We start from the raw sequence: 16637 nt of genomic DNA on the forward strand, positions 1-16637 counted from the left end.
TGTTAAAAAGGGGCCCTTCCTTACACGCGACCTCAGCTGGCGATCATGCGGCGCAGCACGTACTGCAGGATGCCGCCGTGCCGGTAGTAGTCCGCCTCACCCGGGGTGTCGATGCGGACCACGGCGTCGAACTCCACGCCGGTGTCGGTGGTGACCTTCACCGTGCGCGGGGTGTCGCCGTCGTTCAGCGCGGTGACGCCGCTGATCGAGAACGTCTCGGTGCCGGTCAGGCCCAGCGACTCGGCGGTCTCGCCGCCCGGGAACTGCAGCGGCAGCACGCCCATGCCGATCAGGTTCGAGCGGTGGATCCGCTCGTACGACTCGGCGATGACCGCCTTCACGCCCAGCAGCATGGTGCCCTTGGCCGCCCAGTCACGCGACGAGCCGGAGCCGTACTCCTTGCCGGCCAGGATGACCAGCGGGACGCCCGCCTCCTGGTAGGCCATCGAGGCGTCGTAGATCGAGGTCTGCTCGCCGGTCAGGTGGTTGACCGTGAAGCCGCCCTCGACGCCCGGGACGAGCTGGTTGCGCAGCCGGATGTTGGCGAACGTGCCCCGGATCATCACCTCGTGGTTGCCCCGGCGGGAGCCGTACGAGTTGAACTCGTGCCGGGCCACGCCGTGCTCGGCCAGGTACTTTCCGGCGGGGGAGTCCGCCTTGATCGAGCCGGCCGGGGAGATGTGGTCGGTGGTCACCGAGTCGCCCAGCTTGGCCAGCACCCGCGCGTCGGCGATGTCCTGCACCGGGGTCGGCTCCTGCTGCATGCCCTCGAAGTACGGGGGCTTGCGCACGTAGGTCGACTCGCCGTCCCAGGAGAACGTGTCACCGGTCGGGGTCGGCAGCGACTGCCAGCGTTCGTCACCGGCGAACACGTCGGCGTACGCGGCGCTGAAGCCGGTCGCGCCGATCGCGGAGGCGATGACGTCCTGGATCTCGGCGGTGTTCGGCCAGATCTCCCGCAGGTACACCGGGTTGCCCTGGGCGTCCTCACCGATCGGCTCGTTGGCCAGGTCGATGTCCATGGTGCCGGCGAGCGCGTACGCGACCACCAGCGGCGGGGACGCCAGGTAGTTCATCTTGACGTCCGGGTTGATCCGGCCCTCGAAGTTGCGGTTGCCGGACAGCACCGAGACGACGGCCAGGTCGCCCTCGTTGACGGCCGCGGAGACCTCCTCCGGCAGCGGGCCGGAGTTGCCGATGCAGGTGGTGCAGCCGTAGCCGACCAGGTTGAAGCCGAGCTTCTCCAGGTACGGCGTGAGGCCGGCGCGGTCGTAGTAGTCCATGACGACCTTCGAGCCCGGCGCCAGGGTGGTCTTCACCCACGGCTTGCGGGCCAGGCCCTTCTCCACCGCGTTGCGGGCCAGCAGCGCGGCGCCGATCATGACCTGCGGGTTCGAGGTGTTGGTGCAGGAGGTGATCGCCGCGATCACCACGGCGCCGTGGTCCAGCTCGTACTCGACGCCGTCGGCGCCGGTCACGCGTACCGGGTTGGTGGCCCGGCCGCCCGCGCCCACGGCGGCGGTCTCCAGGTCACGCGGCGCGTCCGCCGGGTCGCTGACCCCGTTGGCCGGGGAGTCGCTGGCCGGGAAGGACTCGGCGCTCGCCTCGTCGGCGCGGCCCTCCACCCCGTACGGCGGGTTGCTGCGGACGCCGCCGCGGGGGTCGGCGTCGGTGCCGGTCTGGTTGTCGGCGACGTAGTCGGTCAGCGCCGCGCGGAACAGCGTCTTGGCGCTGCCCAGCGGCACCCGGTCCTGCGGGCGCTTCGGGCCGGCCAGCGACGGCTCGATGGTGCCGAGGTCCAGCTCCAGGCGCTCGGAGTACTCCGGCTCGCGCTCCGGGTCGTGCCAGAGGCCCTGCTCCTTGGCGTACGCCTCGACCAGCGCCACCTGGGACGCGTCGCGGCCGGTCAGCTCCAGGTAGCGGACGGTCTCGGCGTCGATCGGGAAGATCGCCACGGTCGAGCCGTACTCCGGCGACATGTTGCCGATGGTGGCGCGGTTGGCCAGCGGCACCGCGCTCACGCCCGGGCCGTAGAACTCGACGAACTTGCCGACCACGCCGTGCTTGCGCAGCATCTCGGTGATGGTCAGCACCAGGTCGGTGGCGGTGGTGCCGGCCGGCATCTCACCGGAGAGCTTGAAGCCGACCACGCGGGGGATCAGCATGCTGACCGGCTGGCCGAGCATCGCGGCCTCGGCCTCGATGCCGCCGACGCCCCAGCCCAGCACGCCCAGGCCGTTGACCATGGTGGTGTGCGAGTCGGTGCCGACGACCGTGTCCGGGTAGGCCTGGCCGTTGCGCTCCATGATCGTACGAGCCAGGTACTCGATGTTGACCTGGTGCACGATGCCGGTGCCCGGCGGGACGACCTTGAACTCGTTGAACGCGGTCTGGCCCCAGCGCAGGAACTGGTAGCGCTCCTTGTTGCGCTCGTACTCCAGCTCGACGTTGCGCTCGAACGCGTCCTCGCGGCCGAACAGGTCGGCGATGACCGAGTGGTCGATGACCAGCTCGGCCGGGGCCAGCGGGTTGACCTTGGTGGCGTCGCCGCCCAGGTCGCGGACCGCCTCGCGCATGGTGGCCAGGTCGACCACGCAGGGCACGCCGGTGAAGTCCTGCATCAGCACCCGGGCCGGGGTGAACTGGATCTCCACGCTCGGGTCGGCGGTGGCGTCCCACGCGCCGAGCTGCTGGATGTGGTCGGCGGTGATGTTCGCGCCGTCCTCGGTCCGCAGCAGGTTCTCCAGCAGGATCTTCAAGCTGTAGGGCAGCCGCTCGTGGCCCTCCACCTTGTCGATCCTGAAAATCTCGTAGCTCGCGTCTCCGACGCGTAGCTGGGTCTTCGCACCGAAGGTGTCGAGGCTCGCCACGTCGTACTCCTTCACACCAGCGACCGTGAGTAGTCCTGAGCAGTTTGTCGCACCGACCGGGGCGCTGCCGTGCTTAGGCAACACTTACCTGCGTCGGTCTCTACAAAACCGTACGTCCGTCTTGCTATTCACGCAACCTCGTGCCACGCTGCGGGACGAGGAGGTGGCCCCATGATCCATCACGTCCTGCTCGCCTGCCCCCGCGGCTCCGAGGACGCGTCCCGCTCCTTCTACGCCGGCCTGCTCGGCCTCACCGAGAAGCCCAAACCCCCGGCCCTCGCGGCCCGCGGTGGTTGCTGGTTCACCGGGTACGACATCGAGCTGCACCTGGGCGTCGAGGACGACTTCCGGCCCGCCCGCAAGGCCCACCCGGCGCTGCTGCGCCCCGACCTGGATGAGCTGGCCGCCCGCCTGGACGCCGCCGGACACGCCGTGACCTGGGGCGACGACGAGATTCCCGGCATGCGGCGGTTCCACACGTACGACCCGCACGGCAACCGGCTGGAATTCCTGGCCCCCGCGGGCTGACCGGCCGCGGGTAGGGTCGTGTGGTCGACGTACAGCACTGGCTCGCCGCGCTCCCGCCGGCCCTGATCTGCCTGCTCGTGGGCGGGGTGATCGGCGTGGAGAGCATGGGCATCCCGCTGCCCGGCGAGATCGTGCTGGTCAGCGCCGCCCTGCTCGCCGCCACCGGCGCCGTCGGGCCCGAGTGGGTGGCCGCCGCCGCGGCGACCGGAGCCATCATCGGCGACTCCATCGGGTACGCCGTGGGCCGCCGCGGTGGCCGCCCCCTGCTGGAACGGCTCGGCCGGCGCTTCCCGAAACACCTCGGCCCGGCACACCTGGCCCGAGCCGAGCTGAGCTTCGCCCGGCACGGCGTCTGGGCGGTGTTCTTCGGGCGGTTCGTCGCGCTGCTGCGCATCCTCGCCGGGCCGCTCGCCGGGGCGCTGCGCGTGCCGTACCGCCGGTTCCTGGTCGCGAACGCCGCGGGCGGGCTGGTGTGGGCGTTCGGCACCACCTACCTGCTGTTCTATCTCGGGCAGGCCGCCGAGCACTGGCTCAAGGACATCTCCTGGGCCGGGCTGGTGCTGGCTGTGCTGGCCGGCGTGGTCAGCACCGCGTGGCTGCGCCGCCGCGCCAAGCGCCTGCACCCGTCGGAGGCCCCCGACCAGCCCACCCCGGTCCCCGCAGCCGACCGCTGACGACGCACGCCACACCCGCCCGAAGGCGGACGGCCCAGTCCAGCGCACCCAGGACATCCCCGTCCAGATCCCCACAGCGCCTTCCCCCGCGCCGGCTCGCCCCCCGCGCTGGCCCGCCCCCGCCCCGGCCCGCTCCCGCTCCGGCCCGCTCCCGCTCCGGCCCGCCCCCGCCCGGTGATCAAGGAGTTTGTGTCCTGTGGCGGCTCCCGCGGTGACACAAACTCCTTGATCACCGACGCGGATGGGGTGGGCGGGGCAGGGCGTGGTGGACCGGAGTGGGCCGGGCAGGCGGGGCAGGTCGGGCGGGACGGGCGGCGGGCGGGCAAGCGGCGGCGGGGCAGGGCAGGCGCGGTGAACCGCCGGACCGGGTAGGTGGGGTGCCCGCGCTGCCGCGCACTGCCCGTCCCGGCGATCATGAAGTTGGCGGTGGTCGGTGCCCGATTTGTCGCGGCTAACTTCATGATCGACGCAGCGGGGTGGTGGGTTGGGGTGCTGTGGTGTTCCTGGGGCGACCCGGTGCCGGTCACCCCGGGTCGGGCGCGATCTTGGTAGGAAACGGCCCTCATAGGGGCCGTTTCCTACCAAGATCTTGTGTGCTTTCCGCCTTGCGGGACATTGATCCTGGGAAGTGGGACGGGCGGTGAGGATGGCGCTGTGCGGATGGGGGTCTTGGTGAGCTGCGTTGCGGGGCGTCGAGAGCCCGGCGGGTGGTGGTCCGGCGGTCAGGGAGCGGTGAGCAGGGTGAGCAGGGTGTCGCGGGCGGTGCGGACGGCGGCGCGGGACTCCTCGGTGTGGTCCAGCGCGTCGAATCCGTGCTGCCCGTTCGGCACGTCCACCACGCACAGCGGGATGCCGCGCCGCCGCGCGACCACCGTGAACGCCTCGACGGTGGGGGCGACCTCGGGCCGCTCCCGCCCCGCCCGGGTCAGCACGAGCGTCGGCCGCGCCGCGCCCTCCGCCTGCGCGGCGTCGACGTTCGTGCCGTCGGGAGAGGTCGCGTCCCGTCGAGTAGGGGCAACGCCGGCCTCGTCGGGGGAGGCCGTGCCGGACGGAGCGGCGGCGTCCTGATCAGCGGGCAGGTCGAGGGCGTCCACCGGGCGGAAGCGCGGATCCACCGGGGGCCATCCGGGCAGCGGCGCCAGCAGCGGATAGGTCGCGGCCAGGCCGCGCAGCCAAGCGGGCGGTTCGCGGAGCCAGTCGCCGAGCAGCAGGCCGGCACCGGAGAAGAACCACAGGCCGAGCCGGTCGGCGTCGACTCTCGGGTCGGCGCGGAGCAGTTCGGCGGCGGCGGTCACCCGGGCGGCGACCCCGTACAGGTCGTCCGGGCTCGCCACGGTGAGCCGGGGGATCGCGGCCAGCACACCCGCCTCGGCGAGCAGCGCGCCGTAGCCCCGGTAGAGCGGCCAGTCCCGCGCGTCGGGAGCTTCGGGCGGCCCCGGCACGCCGTGCACGACGACGACCGCCGGGTGCCGGCCGTCGCCGGTGGGCACGTGCAGGTCGACATCGCCGTGCCGCTCCACGGCGGCCGGCGGGGGATCGAGGACGAACGGGCTCTCCCAGAAAACGGTTCCCATCATTGCGATGGTAGGAGAACCCGCCGCCCGCTACCGTCCGGTCAGGACGACGACGAGGCCTTGGCGTGCCGCTCGCGCAGCCGGTCCCGGATCTCCTCCGGGGTGTACGCCCGGCGCCGCCGCTCGGCCCGCGCCACTACCACTCCGGTCGCCGCGACGCCGGCGAGACCCGCGAGACCGAGTACCTTCCACCACCGCATCCGTTGCCGCATCCGCATAGGGTAGTCCTCCATGAGCATCAGCCTGGACGAGGCCGTGGAGCTGACCCGCACCGGCGATCTGTGGGTGTTCCACGGACGCAGCGTGCCCGACCGGGCCATCCAGCTCACCACGAACAGCCCGGTGAACCACGTCGGCATGGCCGTGGTGCTCGACGACATGCCGCCGCTGATGTGGCACGCCGAGCTGGGCCGTTCGCTGCCGGACATGTGGACCGGCACCCACCAGCGCGGCGTGCAGTTGCACGACCTGCGGGACGCGGTCTGCGTCTGGGCCAACCGGTACGGCCAGCGGGGCTGGCTGCGCCAGCTCGAACCACCGGCCGACACGGCGATGGAGGAGGCGGTGCTGCGTACCGTGGCTCGCCTGGACGGGACGCCGTTCCCGTCCACCGCGCAACTCGCCTGGCGGTGGGCCCGGGGCCGGCTGCCGCACCCGCGCCGCCTGAGCCTCGGCGGCCTCCTGGGCGAGATCGGCAACCGGGGCGAGGCCGGCGACAGGGGCGACAGCGGCGAGATCGGCAACCGGGGCGAGGCCGGCGACGGAGGCGACAGGCGCGAGACCGGCGACACGAGCAGAACCGGCGGCACCAGCAGCGAGAACGCCGCAGCTCTGGAGACGGCGTACTGCGCCGAGGTGGTGGCGGTGACCTATGAGGCGATGGGCCTGCTACCCGAGGGGCGGCGGCCCAACTGGTACGACCCGGGGCGGTTCTGGAGCGGCGACGACCTGGCGCTGTGCGGCGGCGCGCACCTCGGCGCCGAGATCGAGGTGCGGATCCCGCCGCGTTGACCAGGTTTGCCACCGGCGCGGGCCGGTAATGAGGAGCGTCGTGACGGCTTCCACCGACCTCGACACGCTCACCGACTTCTTCGACCGGTACGGCGTGGCGCTGACCACGGCCGACGTGCCGGCCATCGCCGGCTGCTACGCCCTGCCCGGGCTGGTGGTCGCCGACACCTACAGCTTCTCGTTCACCTCACCCGCGGCGGTGGCGCTCAGTTTCGTCGGCGCCGCGCCGGACTACCAGGAGCGGGAACTCGTCGCCGCGAACGCGCAGATCGAGGACGTGCAGCAGATCTCGGCACTGCTCACCGAGGTGGCGGTGCGCTGGGAGTTCCTGGACAGCCAGGGCGGCGCGGTGCCCGGCGAGCGCTACCGCTACCTGCTGCGCACCACCGAGGACGGCCCGGTGATCTGCACCGTCATCCGTACCGCCTGATCGTGGTGGTGGGGCGGCCGGCCGCGCGGGCCGGCCGCCGCACCGACGGGCGTCAGCGGTGGTGGGCGCCGGCCCAGCGGTCGGCCTCGGGGGCCGGGTGCAGGCCGGGCTCGTGCAGGCCCTCCTCGGTGACCTGGCCGATCCGGCGGTACGTATCCGGCCGGCTGGCACGCAGAATCGCGCCCCAGATCAGGCCGACCACGCCCGCCGCCACCGGGATCGCCGGCAGCAGCCACTTCAGGTAGCTCGCGGTGTCGGGGGCGAGCAGCGCGTCGAAGTTGAACAGCAGCACCACCAGCACGGCGGTGAGCAGGACCGTGCCGAGCGCCGGGGCGATCACCCGCTGCCATGCGCTCTCCGGGCCGGGACGGCCCCGGAAGAAGCCCACCACGGAGGCCGAGGTGAGCGTCATCAGCAGCACGACACCCACCGCCGCGGCGCCGGACAGCCAGGTGAACAGGTCGATGACCGGGTCACGGCCGGTCATCGCGAACGCCAGGAACACCACCACGGCGAGGACGCTCTGCACCAGCGAGCCCGCGACCGGTGCCCCGCTGCGGCTGGAGGTGGCGCCGAGGAAGCCCGGCAGCACCCGCTCCCGGCCCAGCGCGAACAGGTAACGCGCCACGCCGTTGTGGAACGACAGCAGGGCGGCCAGCACGCTGGTGATGAACAGGACGTTGGCGATGTCGGCGACGACCGCGGCGGTGTACTGGTCGAGCGCGCCGAAGATGATGCCGGGCCCCGCCTCGGCACTGGCCGCCGGGGCGTTCTCCGGACCGGTGAGCACGGTCAGCGCCCAGGCCGAGAAGGCGTAGAACAGGCCGGTGAACGCCACCGCGATGTAGGTGGCCCGGGCCACCGTGCGCCGCGGGTCCTTGACCTCCTCGCTGTAGATGGCGCCGCTCTCGAAGCCGGTGAAGGAGGCGATGGTGAACGCGAGCACCGCGCCGAAGCCGGCGCCGAACAGGTGGCCGGGGCTGATGCCGGCGGTGGTGACGGTGCCGCCGTCCGGGTTGGCGAAGGCGACCAGGTCGAAGATCAGCACGGCCACGCACTCGAGGATGAGCAGGACGGCGAGCACAGTGGCGTTGAGGTCGATGCGCAGGACGCCGAGCGCGCCGATGAAGACCCAGGCCAGCAGCGCCCAGACCCACCAGTCGAGCTCGATGCCGGTCTTGGCGGCCATGAAGTCGCCCAGGATCGCGCCGAGCAGGCCGTAGAGACCGATCTGGATCGCGTTGTACGCCGCGAGCGCGACCGCCGAGCCGGCCACCCCGCCGGCCCGGCCGAGGCCGTTGGCGATGTACGCGTAGAAGGCGCCCGCGTTGGCGACGTACCGGCTCATCGCGGCGTAGCCGGTGGCGAAGACGGCGAGCACGGCGGCGAGGAGCACGTATCCGAGCGCTGCGCCGATGTTGCCGCTGACCGCGTACATGGTGGTGACACCACCGCCGAGAACGGTCAACGGGGCGGACGCGGCGACGGTGAAGAAGACGAGGTGGGCGGTGCCGAGACGACCGCGGCGCAGCCCACCGTCGGAGAAGAACGGATCGGAGGACAAGGCTTCTCCAGGGGAGGGGGTGAGGGGATTGATGTGTCTACTTCGGAACAACCTGAAGCAGGGTATTGGTGATCACGGATCGTGACAACCCCGCTTCGATATCGATCGGGGTGCGCGTGATCGGCCGGAATTGAGCTGTGCGTGGTCATGCCGTACCGTCCCGTGTCGACGATCACGGCCACCGTTCGAGGATGGACCATGACCTACCCCGGGGCGCAGGCCACTTACCGGCTTGCGGATGCGCTGTTCCTTATCGGACACGACGAGTTCACCGGCAAGCCGCACGTCGCTGTCGACCGGCTGGAGTGCGGGCTGGCCGGCGCCGCGCTCGCCGAGCTGATGTTCGAGGGCCGGATCGCCCTCGACGGAGGGGGGATCGCCGCTGTCGATCCGCGGCTGTGGCAGGAGCCGCTCACCGACCTGCTGATCACCGAGATCCTGCGCCGCGAGGGGGCGCATCCGGCCCGGCTGTGGATCCGCTACCTGCGGACCCAGCTCAACATCAACGAGCGGGTGGGCACCCGGCTGGTCACCGCCGGCGTGCTCCGCCGTGAGCAGGGCAAGCTGATCGGCCGGGCGGTGCGCTGGCCGGCCGTCGACCCGAACCAGGCGGCCTCACCGCGGGTGCGGCTGACCGCGATGCTGATGCACTCGTCCCCGGCCGAACTGGACCCGGGCACGCTGCTGCTGGCGACCCTCGCCGAGGCGGTCGGGCTGGCCGCGCACATCTTCGACCCGCAGGTGGCCACGCGGATGCGCGACTGCCGCCGGTTCCTGCCGGCTCAGCTCGAAGGGCTGCTCGCCGCCGTCGTGGGCGCGCTCGACGTCACCACCACGACGATACGGCGATGACGTCCCGCCCCGGGCCGACGCGGGGCGGGACGGCACCGGTCAGGCCGGGTCGCGCCACATCGGGTAGAGGCTGGGGCCCTCCGGGAGGTCCAGCGTGACCGGACGGCGCCGGAATCCGAGCCGCTCGTAGAGCGCGGCGTTGCGCGGCGAACTGGCCTCCAGGTACGCCGCGGTGCCGGCCTGATCCAGCTCGGCCAGCTTGTTACGCAGCAGCGCCGAGCCGACGCCCTTGCCGTGATGGTCCGGGTGCACCCCGATGAAGGGCAGGTACCAGTGCGGCTCGCCCGGGTGCCGGGCGCTCATCATCTCGTCCAGCACGCCGAACCGCTTCATGGCCTCCGCGCCGATCGCGGCCTCCATCTCGTCGAACTCGTCGCCCTCGTCGGCGTCGTGACCGTCGCCGGTGGGCAGCCAGAGCGTGGCGCCCAGGCCGTCGCCGGCGACGTGCACCTCACCGGTGCGCAGCGCCAGCGCGACGAACGGACCGAAGAAGGCGGGATGGACCCGGGCGCGGTGGTCGTCGGCCGGGAAGACCCAGCCGCTCACCGGATCACGCATGAACGCCTCGGCGAGGATCGCGGTCACGACGGCGGCGTCCGCCGTGGACGCCCGCCGGATGTCGCCCTGCCACTCAGTCACTGGCCAACCGTCCTACCGGCTCGACGAGCCATTGTGGTCATTGATCGGCGTGCAAGGTATCAGGTGTCCGCGCCGTGCGGCAGGCCCCGATCCCCGGCGCTCGCCGCGACCTGCTCCGGGTGGCTACGCTGGCCCGGACCCCGACAGGAGGACCATGTCCCGCACGCGTCGTCCCGGCCCGCAGCCCGGGGCCGCCATGACCTCGTCCCCCTGGATCCTCGTCGCCACGGGCGTGGTCGTGATGGTGGTCCTGCTGGTGGTGGCGCTCGGTTCGGTGCGGGGCCGCACTACGTTCCCGGCTGCCGGTCCGGCGGATCCGGTGATGTCGCTGCCGAACGTTCCGCTGACGTCCACGGCGGTCACCGCCACCGGTCCGTCGCCGGTCTCCGCCACCGCCGCGGTGGTGCCGGGTCTGTCGCCCCGGTCCACGGTGCTGCCCGCCCGGCCGACTCCGGCCGCGCCGACCCCCAGCCCCCGGGGCGCGGCCCGGCCGGTGCCGCCCCCGCCGCCGCCTTCCGCACCGCCGTCGGCGGTGACCGGCCGGTACAGCGTGCCGAACGCCTTCGACGGCGGCTTCATCGGTGAGGTGCTGCTCGTCAACACCGCGCGTACGCCGCGGGGCTGGACGGTGCGCGCGGTGTTCCCGGGTGGCCGGCTGGTCACCGCCTGGGTCGAGGGCGCCGAGCAGGGTGTGTTCCGCTTCGACGACGGTGTGTTCACCTACCGCAGCGGGTTCGACCTGGCCCCCGGGCAGTCCCTGCCGGTGCGGTTCCACATCGAGCGGGCCGGCACCCGGCCGGTGAGCTGCACGGTCGACGGCACGCCCTGCGCCGAACGCTAGATCCGGCCCCCGGTAGGGGCCGACGTCGGCGCCTCTTGCAAGGTAACTGCTTTGTTGCGGCATGGTTTGCAAGGTATTGCAGAATGTTTCGGCAAGGGCTAGCGTGCGGGCGAATCAGCGACCAGAGAAAGGCCGTCGATGAAACCGCCGCCGATATCCCCCAAGGCGCTGCTCGCCCTGGTCACCTCCCTCGTACTCACTCTCGTCGGCGTGCCGGTGGCCCTCCACCAGCTCGGCGCCGACACCACCGGCCCGGCCGCCACCCCCGACGTCCTGGCCGCCGGCAACGCTCCGCAGTGGAACCACGAGCCGTCCCCCGACGCGCTGCTCAAGGCCGCCACCAGCACCAAGAAGGCGGAGCAGTTCTACTTCGTCCTGCCGGACCGGTTCGCCAACGGCGACAAGCGCAACGACACCGGCGGCCTGACCGGCGGCCGGCTCACCACCGGCCTCGACCCGGCCGACAAGGGCTTCTACCACGGTGGCGACCTCAAGGGCCTGATCGACCGGATGGACTACATCCAGGGTCTCGGCACCACCGCCATCTGGCTCGCGCCGATCTTCAAGAACCGGCCGGTGCAGGGCACCGGCGCGGACGTCTCGGCCGGCTACCACGGCTACTGGATCACCGACTTCACCCAGGTCGACCCGCACTTCGGCACGAACGCCGAGCTGAAGAAGCTGGTCGACCTGGCCCACCGGCGGGGCATCAAGGTCTACCTCGACATCATCGTCAACCACACCGCCGACGTCATCCGGTACGCCGAGGACAAGTACGGCTACGTGGACAAGAAGACCGCCCCCTACCGCGACGCGCAGGGACGCCCCTTCGAGGACCGCAACTACGCCGACGGCACCCGGAAGTTCCCCGCGGTCAACGAGAAGTCGTTCCCGTACACCCCGGTGTTCGCGACCCCGGCCGACGCGAAGGTCAAGGTACCGGCGTGGCTCAACGACCCGACCATGTACCACAACCGCGGTGACTCCACCTTCGCCGGCGAGAACAGCGAGTACGGCGACTTCTTCGGCCTCGACGACCTGTGGACCGAGCGTCCCGAGGTGGTCCGCGGCATGACCGACATCTACGCCCAGTGGATCGGCAAGACCGGCGTGGACGGGTTCCGCCTCGACACGGTCAAGCACGCCAACCTCGACTTCTGGCCGCAGTTCGCCCGCGGCATCGACGCCGCGGCGGCCGAGGCCGGCAAGAAGGACTTCTTCATGTTCGGCGAGGTCTACAGCGCCGAGCAGGAGATCCAGTCCACCTACGTGCGGCAGGGCGGGCTGCCCGCCACGCTCGACTTCTCGTTCCAGGAGGCGGCACGCGGTTACGCCGCCGCCGACGGCTCGGCCAAGGCGCTCGCCGACGTCTACGCCAAGGACGACCTGTACTCCGCGCGGGACACGAACGCCAACCGGCTCACCACGTTCCTGGGCAACCACGACATGGGCCGGATCGGCTCGTTCGTCGCCGCCGCCGGCGGTGACGACGCCACCCAGCTGAACCGCAGCCGGCTCGCCCACCAGCTCATGTTCCTCACCCGCGGCCAGCCGGTCGTCTACTCCGGCGACGAGCAGGGCTTCACCGGCCCGGGCGGGGACAAGGACGCCCGGCAGGACATGTTCGCCTCGCGGACCGCCGACTACCTCGACGACGACCTGATCGGCACCACCCGTACCCACGCCGTCGACCAGTACGACACCCGCCACCCGCTCTACCGGACCGTCGCCGAGCTGGGCAAGCTGCGGGCGGCGCACCCGGCACTGCGCGACGGCGTGCAGGTGACCCGGTACGCGGCCGACGGGCCGGGCGTCTTCGCGTTCTCCCGCGTCCTGCCGTCCGACCGGATCGAGTACGTGGCGGCGGTGAACAACGCCGCGACGCCGCAGACTGTCACGGTGGACACCTGGTCGGCCGGCGCCCGCTTCACCGGCGTGTACGGCGGCGCCGCGGGCGCGACGGCCGGCGCGGACGGCAAGCTGAGCGTCACCGTGCCGGCGATGTCGGCGCTGGTGCTGAAGGCCGACCGGGCGATCCCGCAGGCCGGGGCACCGAAGATCACGATCACCGAGCCGGGCGACACCCCGGTCCCCGGCAAGGCCGCCGTCACCGCCCAGGTGACCGGCGACCCGCTCGCCACGGTCACGTTCGCCGCCCGGGTCGCGGGCGGCAAGTGGACGCTGCTGGGCAGCGCGCAGCGCGCGCCGTACACGGTGCACCACGACCTGACCGGCCTGCCCGGCGGCACCCGCGTGGAGTACAAGGCGGTGGTCCGCGACGGCAAGGGCCGCACCGCCACCGCCCGCGCCACCGGCACCGTCGGCACCCCCGCGCAGGGCGCCTCGCGCGACTGGGCGATCGTGCACTACCAGCGCCCGGCCGGCGGGTACGACGACTGGCGGCTCTACGCCTGGGGCGACATCGACCCGGCGTACGTGACCGAATGGCCCGCCGGGCAGCCGTTCGCCGGTGAGGACTCGTACGGCCGGTTCGCCTGGGTCAAGCTCAAGCCCGGTGCGAAGACAGTCGGCTTCCTCGTGATCGACGGCGACGGCAACAAGGACGTCGCGAACGACCGCACCATCGACGTGACGGCCACCGGCGAGGTCTGGGTCAAGCAGGGCGACCCGGCGGTCTACCCGACGCGGCAGGCCGCCACCGGCGAGCCCGACCCGCCCGTCGCCCAGGACACGGCGCTGATCCACTGGCGCAAGGCCGACGGGAACTACGACGGCTGGGGCCTGCACCTGTGGGACGGCGCGGCCACCCCGACCGACTGGGCCGCCCCGCTCAAGCCGGAGAAGATCGACGCGTACGGCGCGGTGTTCCGGGTGCCCCTCGCGGCCGGGGCGAGCGGGCTGAGCTACATCCTTCACTCCGGCGACGAGAAGGATCATCCCGAGGACCAGCGGCTCGACTTCGCCACCGCCGGACGCGAGGTGTGGCTCCTGGCCGGCGTGAAGGGGCGGCTGCTGCCGGCCACCACGTCCGGCGCCGCCAAGGATCTCGACCTGACCAAGCAGAAGGCGCAGTGGATCGACAGGTCCACGGTGGCGTGGGCGACCGGGCCGACCGACGGCAGGCGGTACGCGCTCGCCGTCGCCCCGGCCGGCGGGATCGGCCTCGCCGACGGTGAGCTGACCGGCACGTACACCACCATCGGGCTGCGGGCGCAGCGCAACGGGCTGACCGAGGCGCAACGGCAGGCGTACCCCCATCTCTGGGCCGCACGCGCCTTCACGCTCGACCGCGCCGACCTGGCCAAGGTGCCGGCGGCGCTGCGCGGCCAGCTCGTGGTCACCGAGCGGGACGCCGACGGCGCGCTGCTCGCCGCCACCAGCGTGCAGATCCCCGGCGTGCTCGACGACGTCTACGCGGCCGCGACCGGGGCGAAGCTCGGCCCGACGTTCGCCGGCCGGGTGCCCACCCTGGCGGTGTGGGCGCCGACCGCGCGGACCGTGTCGCTGGAGCTGTTCGACTCGCCCACGGCCCAGCCGGCCAGCGTGGCGATGCGCCGCGACGACCGCACCGGCGTCTGGTCGGTACGCGGCACGAAGGCGTGGAACGGCCGCTACTACCGCTACCGGGTGCAGGCGTGGCAGCCGGCCACGCAGAAGATGGTCACCGCGTCGGTGACCGACCCGTACTCGGTGGCGCTCGCGCCGAACTCCACGCACAGCCAGATCGTCGACCTGGCCGACCCGGCGCTCGCGCCGGCCGGCTGGGCGAACCTGCGCAAGCCGGCCGCCCCGCCGGCGTCGAAGGTCCAGATCTCCGAGCTGTCGGTGCGGGACTTCTCCATCGCCGACACCACGGTCCCGGCCGAGCGGCGGGGCACCTACCTGGCGTTCACCGATCCGGACACGGCAGGCATGAAGCACCTGCGGGCGCTCGGCGGCGCCGGGGTCAACCACCTGCACCTGCTGCCGGCCTTCGACTTCGCCACCATCCCGGAGAAGCGGGCCGACCAGGCCCAGCCGGCCTGCGACCTGGCCGCGCTGCCGCCGGACTCCGACGAGCAGCAGAAGTGCGTCGCGGCGGTCGCCGGCACCGACGGCTACAACTGGGGGTACGACCCGCTGCACTACACGGTGCCCGAGGGCGGGTACGCCGTCGACCCGAACGGCGCGAAGCGCACCACCGAGTTCCGCCAGATGGTCGCCGGGGTGAACAAGGCCGGCCTGCGGGTGGTCATGGACGTGGTCTACAACCACACCTCGGCCGCCGGAGCCGACCCGAAGTCGGTGCTCGACCAGGTGGTGCCGGGCTACTACCACCGGCTCCTGGAGGACGGGACCGTCGCCAACTCCACCTGCTGCGCCAACACCGCGCCGGAGCACGCCATGATGGGCAAGCTCGTGGTGGACTCGCTGGTCACCTGGGCCAAGGCGTACAAGGTGGACGGCTTCCGGTTCGACCTGATGGGCCACCACCCGAAGGCGAACATCCTGGCCGTACGGGCCGCGCTGGACAAGCTCACGCTCGCCCGCGACGGCGTGGACGGTCGCAAGATCCTGCTGTACGGCGAGGGCTGGAACTTCGGCGAGGTCGCCGACGACGCCCGGTTCACGCAGGCCACCCAGGCCAACATGGCCGGTACCGGCGTCGGCACGTTCAACGACCGGCTCCGCGACGCGGTGCGCGGCGGCGGCCCGTTCGACGCCAACCCGCGGGTGCAGGGCTTCGCCTCCGGCCTCTACACCGACCCCAACGGCGACGAGGTCAACGGTTCGGCCGCTGAGCAGCGGGCCCGGCTGCTGCACCAGCACGACCTGATCAAGGTGGGGCTGACCGGGAACCTGCGCGGCTACCGGTTCACCGACTCCACCGGCAAGCGGGTCACCGGCGCGCAGGTCGACTACAACGGCGCCCCGGCCGGATACACCGCCGCGCCGGGCGAGGCGGTCACCTACGTCGACGCGCACGACAACGAGATCCTGTACGACGCGCTGGCGTACAAGCTGCCGCAGGGGACCTCGGCGCAGGACCGGGCCCGGATGCAGGTGCTCGCGCTGGCGACCACGGCGCTCGGGCAGGGTGCCGGGTTCGTCACCACCGGCTCGGAGCGGCTGCGCTCGAAGTCGCTGGACCGCAACTCGTACAACTCCGGTGACTGGTTCAACCAGATCCGGTGGGACTGCGCCCAGGGCAACGGGTTCGGTGCCGGCCTGCCGCCGGAGGCCGACAACAAGGACAAGTGGTCGTACGCGAAGCCGCTGCTGGCCGATCCGTCGCTGGTGCCGGACTGCGCGGCGATCGAGCTGGCCGACGCCCGGTACGCGGAGCTGCTGCGCGTCCGCCGGTCCTCGCCGGTGTTCGGGCTCGACACCGCCGAGCAGGTGCAGAAGCGGGTGGCGTTCCCGCTGTCCGGGACGAAGGAGACCCCGGGCGTGCTCACCATGACCCTCGACGCGCGAGGGCTGGACGGGAAGTGGAAGTCGGTGACAGTCGTCTTCAACGCCACGCCGGAGACGGCGAAGCAGACCGTCACCGGGCTGCGCGGGGCGGACGTGGCGCTGCATCCGGTGCTGCGGAACTCGGCCGACCCGGCGCTGCGTACCGCGTCGTTCGACCGGGCCGCGGGCACGTTCACCGTGCCCGCGCGCAGCGTGGCGGTGTTCGTCCAGAGCTGACCACACGGCCGACCGGCCCC

At 72.2% G+C, this 16637-nt stretch carries 12 protein-coding genes; 7 read left to right on the forward strand and 5 right to left on the reverse strand.

Annotated features, from left to right (window positions below; all coding sequences use genetic code 11):
• Positions 1–32 precede the first annotated feature (32 nt).
• Positions 33–2885, reverse strand: a complete 2853-nt coding sequence (locus tag ABIH81_RS17970; RefSeq protein ID WP_349876055.1) for an aconitate hydratase — start codon at positions 2883–2885, stop codon at positions 33–35.
• Between the two features lie 156 nt (positions 2886–3041).
• On the opposite strand from ABIH81_RS17970, the gene ABIH81_RS17975 reads away from it, so the two are divergent.
• Both ABIH81_RS17975 and ABIH81_RS17980 read left to right on the forward strand, forming a co-directional pair.
• Positions 3042–3398, forward strand: coding sequence for a VOC family protein (locus ABIH81_RS17975; protein WP_349876056.1), 357 nt, complete (start codon positions 3042–3044; stop codon positions 3396–3398).
• 20 nt (positions 3399–3418) lie between these two features.
• Positions 3419–4072, forward strand: a complete 654-nt coding sequence (locus tag ABIH81_RS17980) for a DedA family protein (RefSeq protein WP_349876057.1) — start codon at positions 3419–3421, stop codon at positions 4070–4072.
• A gap of 722 nt (positions 4073–4794) precedes the next feature.
• Here ABIH81_RS17980 and ABIH81_RS17985 read toward each other — a convergent pair.
• Together ABIH81_RS17985 and ABIH81_RS17990 are read right to left on the reverse strand one after the other, a co-directional pair.
• A complete protein-coding gene (locus ABIH81_RS17985) occupies positions 4795–5646 on the reverse strand; it encodes a hypothetical protein (RefSeq protein ID WP_349876058.1) in 852 nt (283 codons plus the stop codon).
• A 41-nt stretch (positions 5647–5687) separates the two neighbouring features.
• On the reverse strand, positions 5688–5879 hold the full coding sequence (locus tag ABIH81_RS17990) for a hypothetical protein (RefSeq protein WP_139135452.1): 192 nt from the start codon (positions 5877–5879) through the stop codon (positions 5688–5690).
• Between ABIH81_RS17990 and ABIH81_RS17995 the strand changes: the two genes are divergently transcribed.
• Positions 5878–6657 carry a hypothetical protein gene (locus ABIH81_RS17995; protein WP_349876059.1) on the forward strand — a complete coding sequence of 260 codons (780 nt, stop codon included), beginning with the start codon at positions 5878–5880 and terminating at the stop codon, positions 6655–6657. The genes ABIH81_RS17990 and ABIH81_RS17995 overlap by 2 nt on opposite strands.
• Before the next feature lie 40 nt (positions 6658–6697).
• Entirely contained in the window at positions 6698–7087 is a 390-nt protein-coding gene (locus ABIH81_RS18000) for a hypothetical protein (RefSeq protein WP_030274248.1), read from the forward strand.
• A 52-nt stretch (positions 7088–7139) separates the two neighbouring features.
• Here ABIH81_RS18000 and ABIH81_RS18005 read toward each other — a convergent pair whose 3' ends face one another.
• The gene (locus tag ABIH81_RS18005) at positions 7140–8651 is read right to left on the reverse strand and encodes an APC family permease (RefSeq protein ID WP_349876060.1); all 1512 of its coding nucleotides are present in this window, start codon (positions 8649–8651) and stop codon (positions 7140–7142) included.
• Between the two features lie 198 nt (positions 8652–8849).
• Here ABIH81_RS18005 and ABIH81_RS18010 point away from each other — a divergent pair, with 198 nt between their 5' ends.
• The gene (locus ABIH81_RS18010; RefSeq protein WP_349876061.1) at positions 8850–9503 is read left to right on the forward strand and encodes a GPP34 family phosphoprotein; all 654 of its coding nucleotides are present in this window, start codon (positions 8850–8852) and stop codon (positions 9501–9503) included.
• Positions 9504–9542: 39 nt separating this feature from the next.
• On the opposite strand, the gene ABIH81_RS18015 is transcribed toward ABIH81_RS18010, so the two are convergent.
• Positions 9543–10142 carry a GNAT family N-acetyltransferase gene (locus ABIH81_RS18015; RefSeq protein WP_349876062.1) on the reverse strand — a complete coding sequence of 200 codons (600 nt, stop codon included), beginning with the start codon at positions 10140–10142 and terminating at the stop codon, positions 9543–9545.
• Between the two features lie 154 nt (positions 10143–10296).
• On the opposite strand from ABIH81_RS18015, the gene ABIH81_RS18020 reads away from it, so the two are divergent.
• Both ABIH81_RS18020 and pulA read left to right on the forward strand, forming a co-directional pair.
• The gene (locus ABIH81_RS18020; protein ID WP_349876063.1) at positions 10297–10983 is read left to right on the forward strand and encodes a cellulose binding domain-containing protein; all 687 of its coding nucleotides are present in this window, start codon (positions 10297–10299) and stop codon (positions 10981–10983) included.
• 138 nt (positions 10984–11121) lie between these two features.
• Positions 11122–16617 carry a pullulanase-type alpha-1,6-glucosidase gene (gene pulA / locus ABIH81_RS18025; protein WP_349876064.1) on the forward strand — a complete coding sequence of 1832 codons (5496 nt, stop codon included), beginning with the start codon at positions 11122–11124 and terminating at the stop codon, positions 16615–16617.
• The last annotated feature ends 20 nt before the right edge of the window (positions 16618–16637 follow it).

Source organism: Micromonospora sp. HUAS YX12 (assembly GCF_040215685.1).
Taxonomy (GTDB): Bacteria; Actinomycetota; Actinomycetes; order Mycobacteriales; family Micromonosporaceae; genus Micromonospora; species Micromonospora tulbaghiae.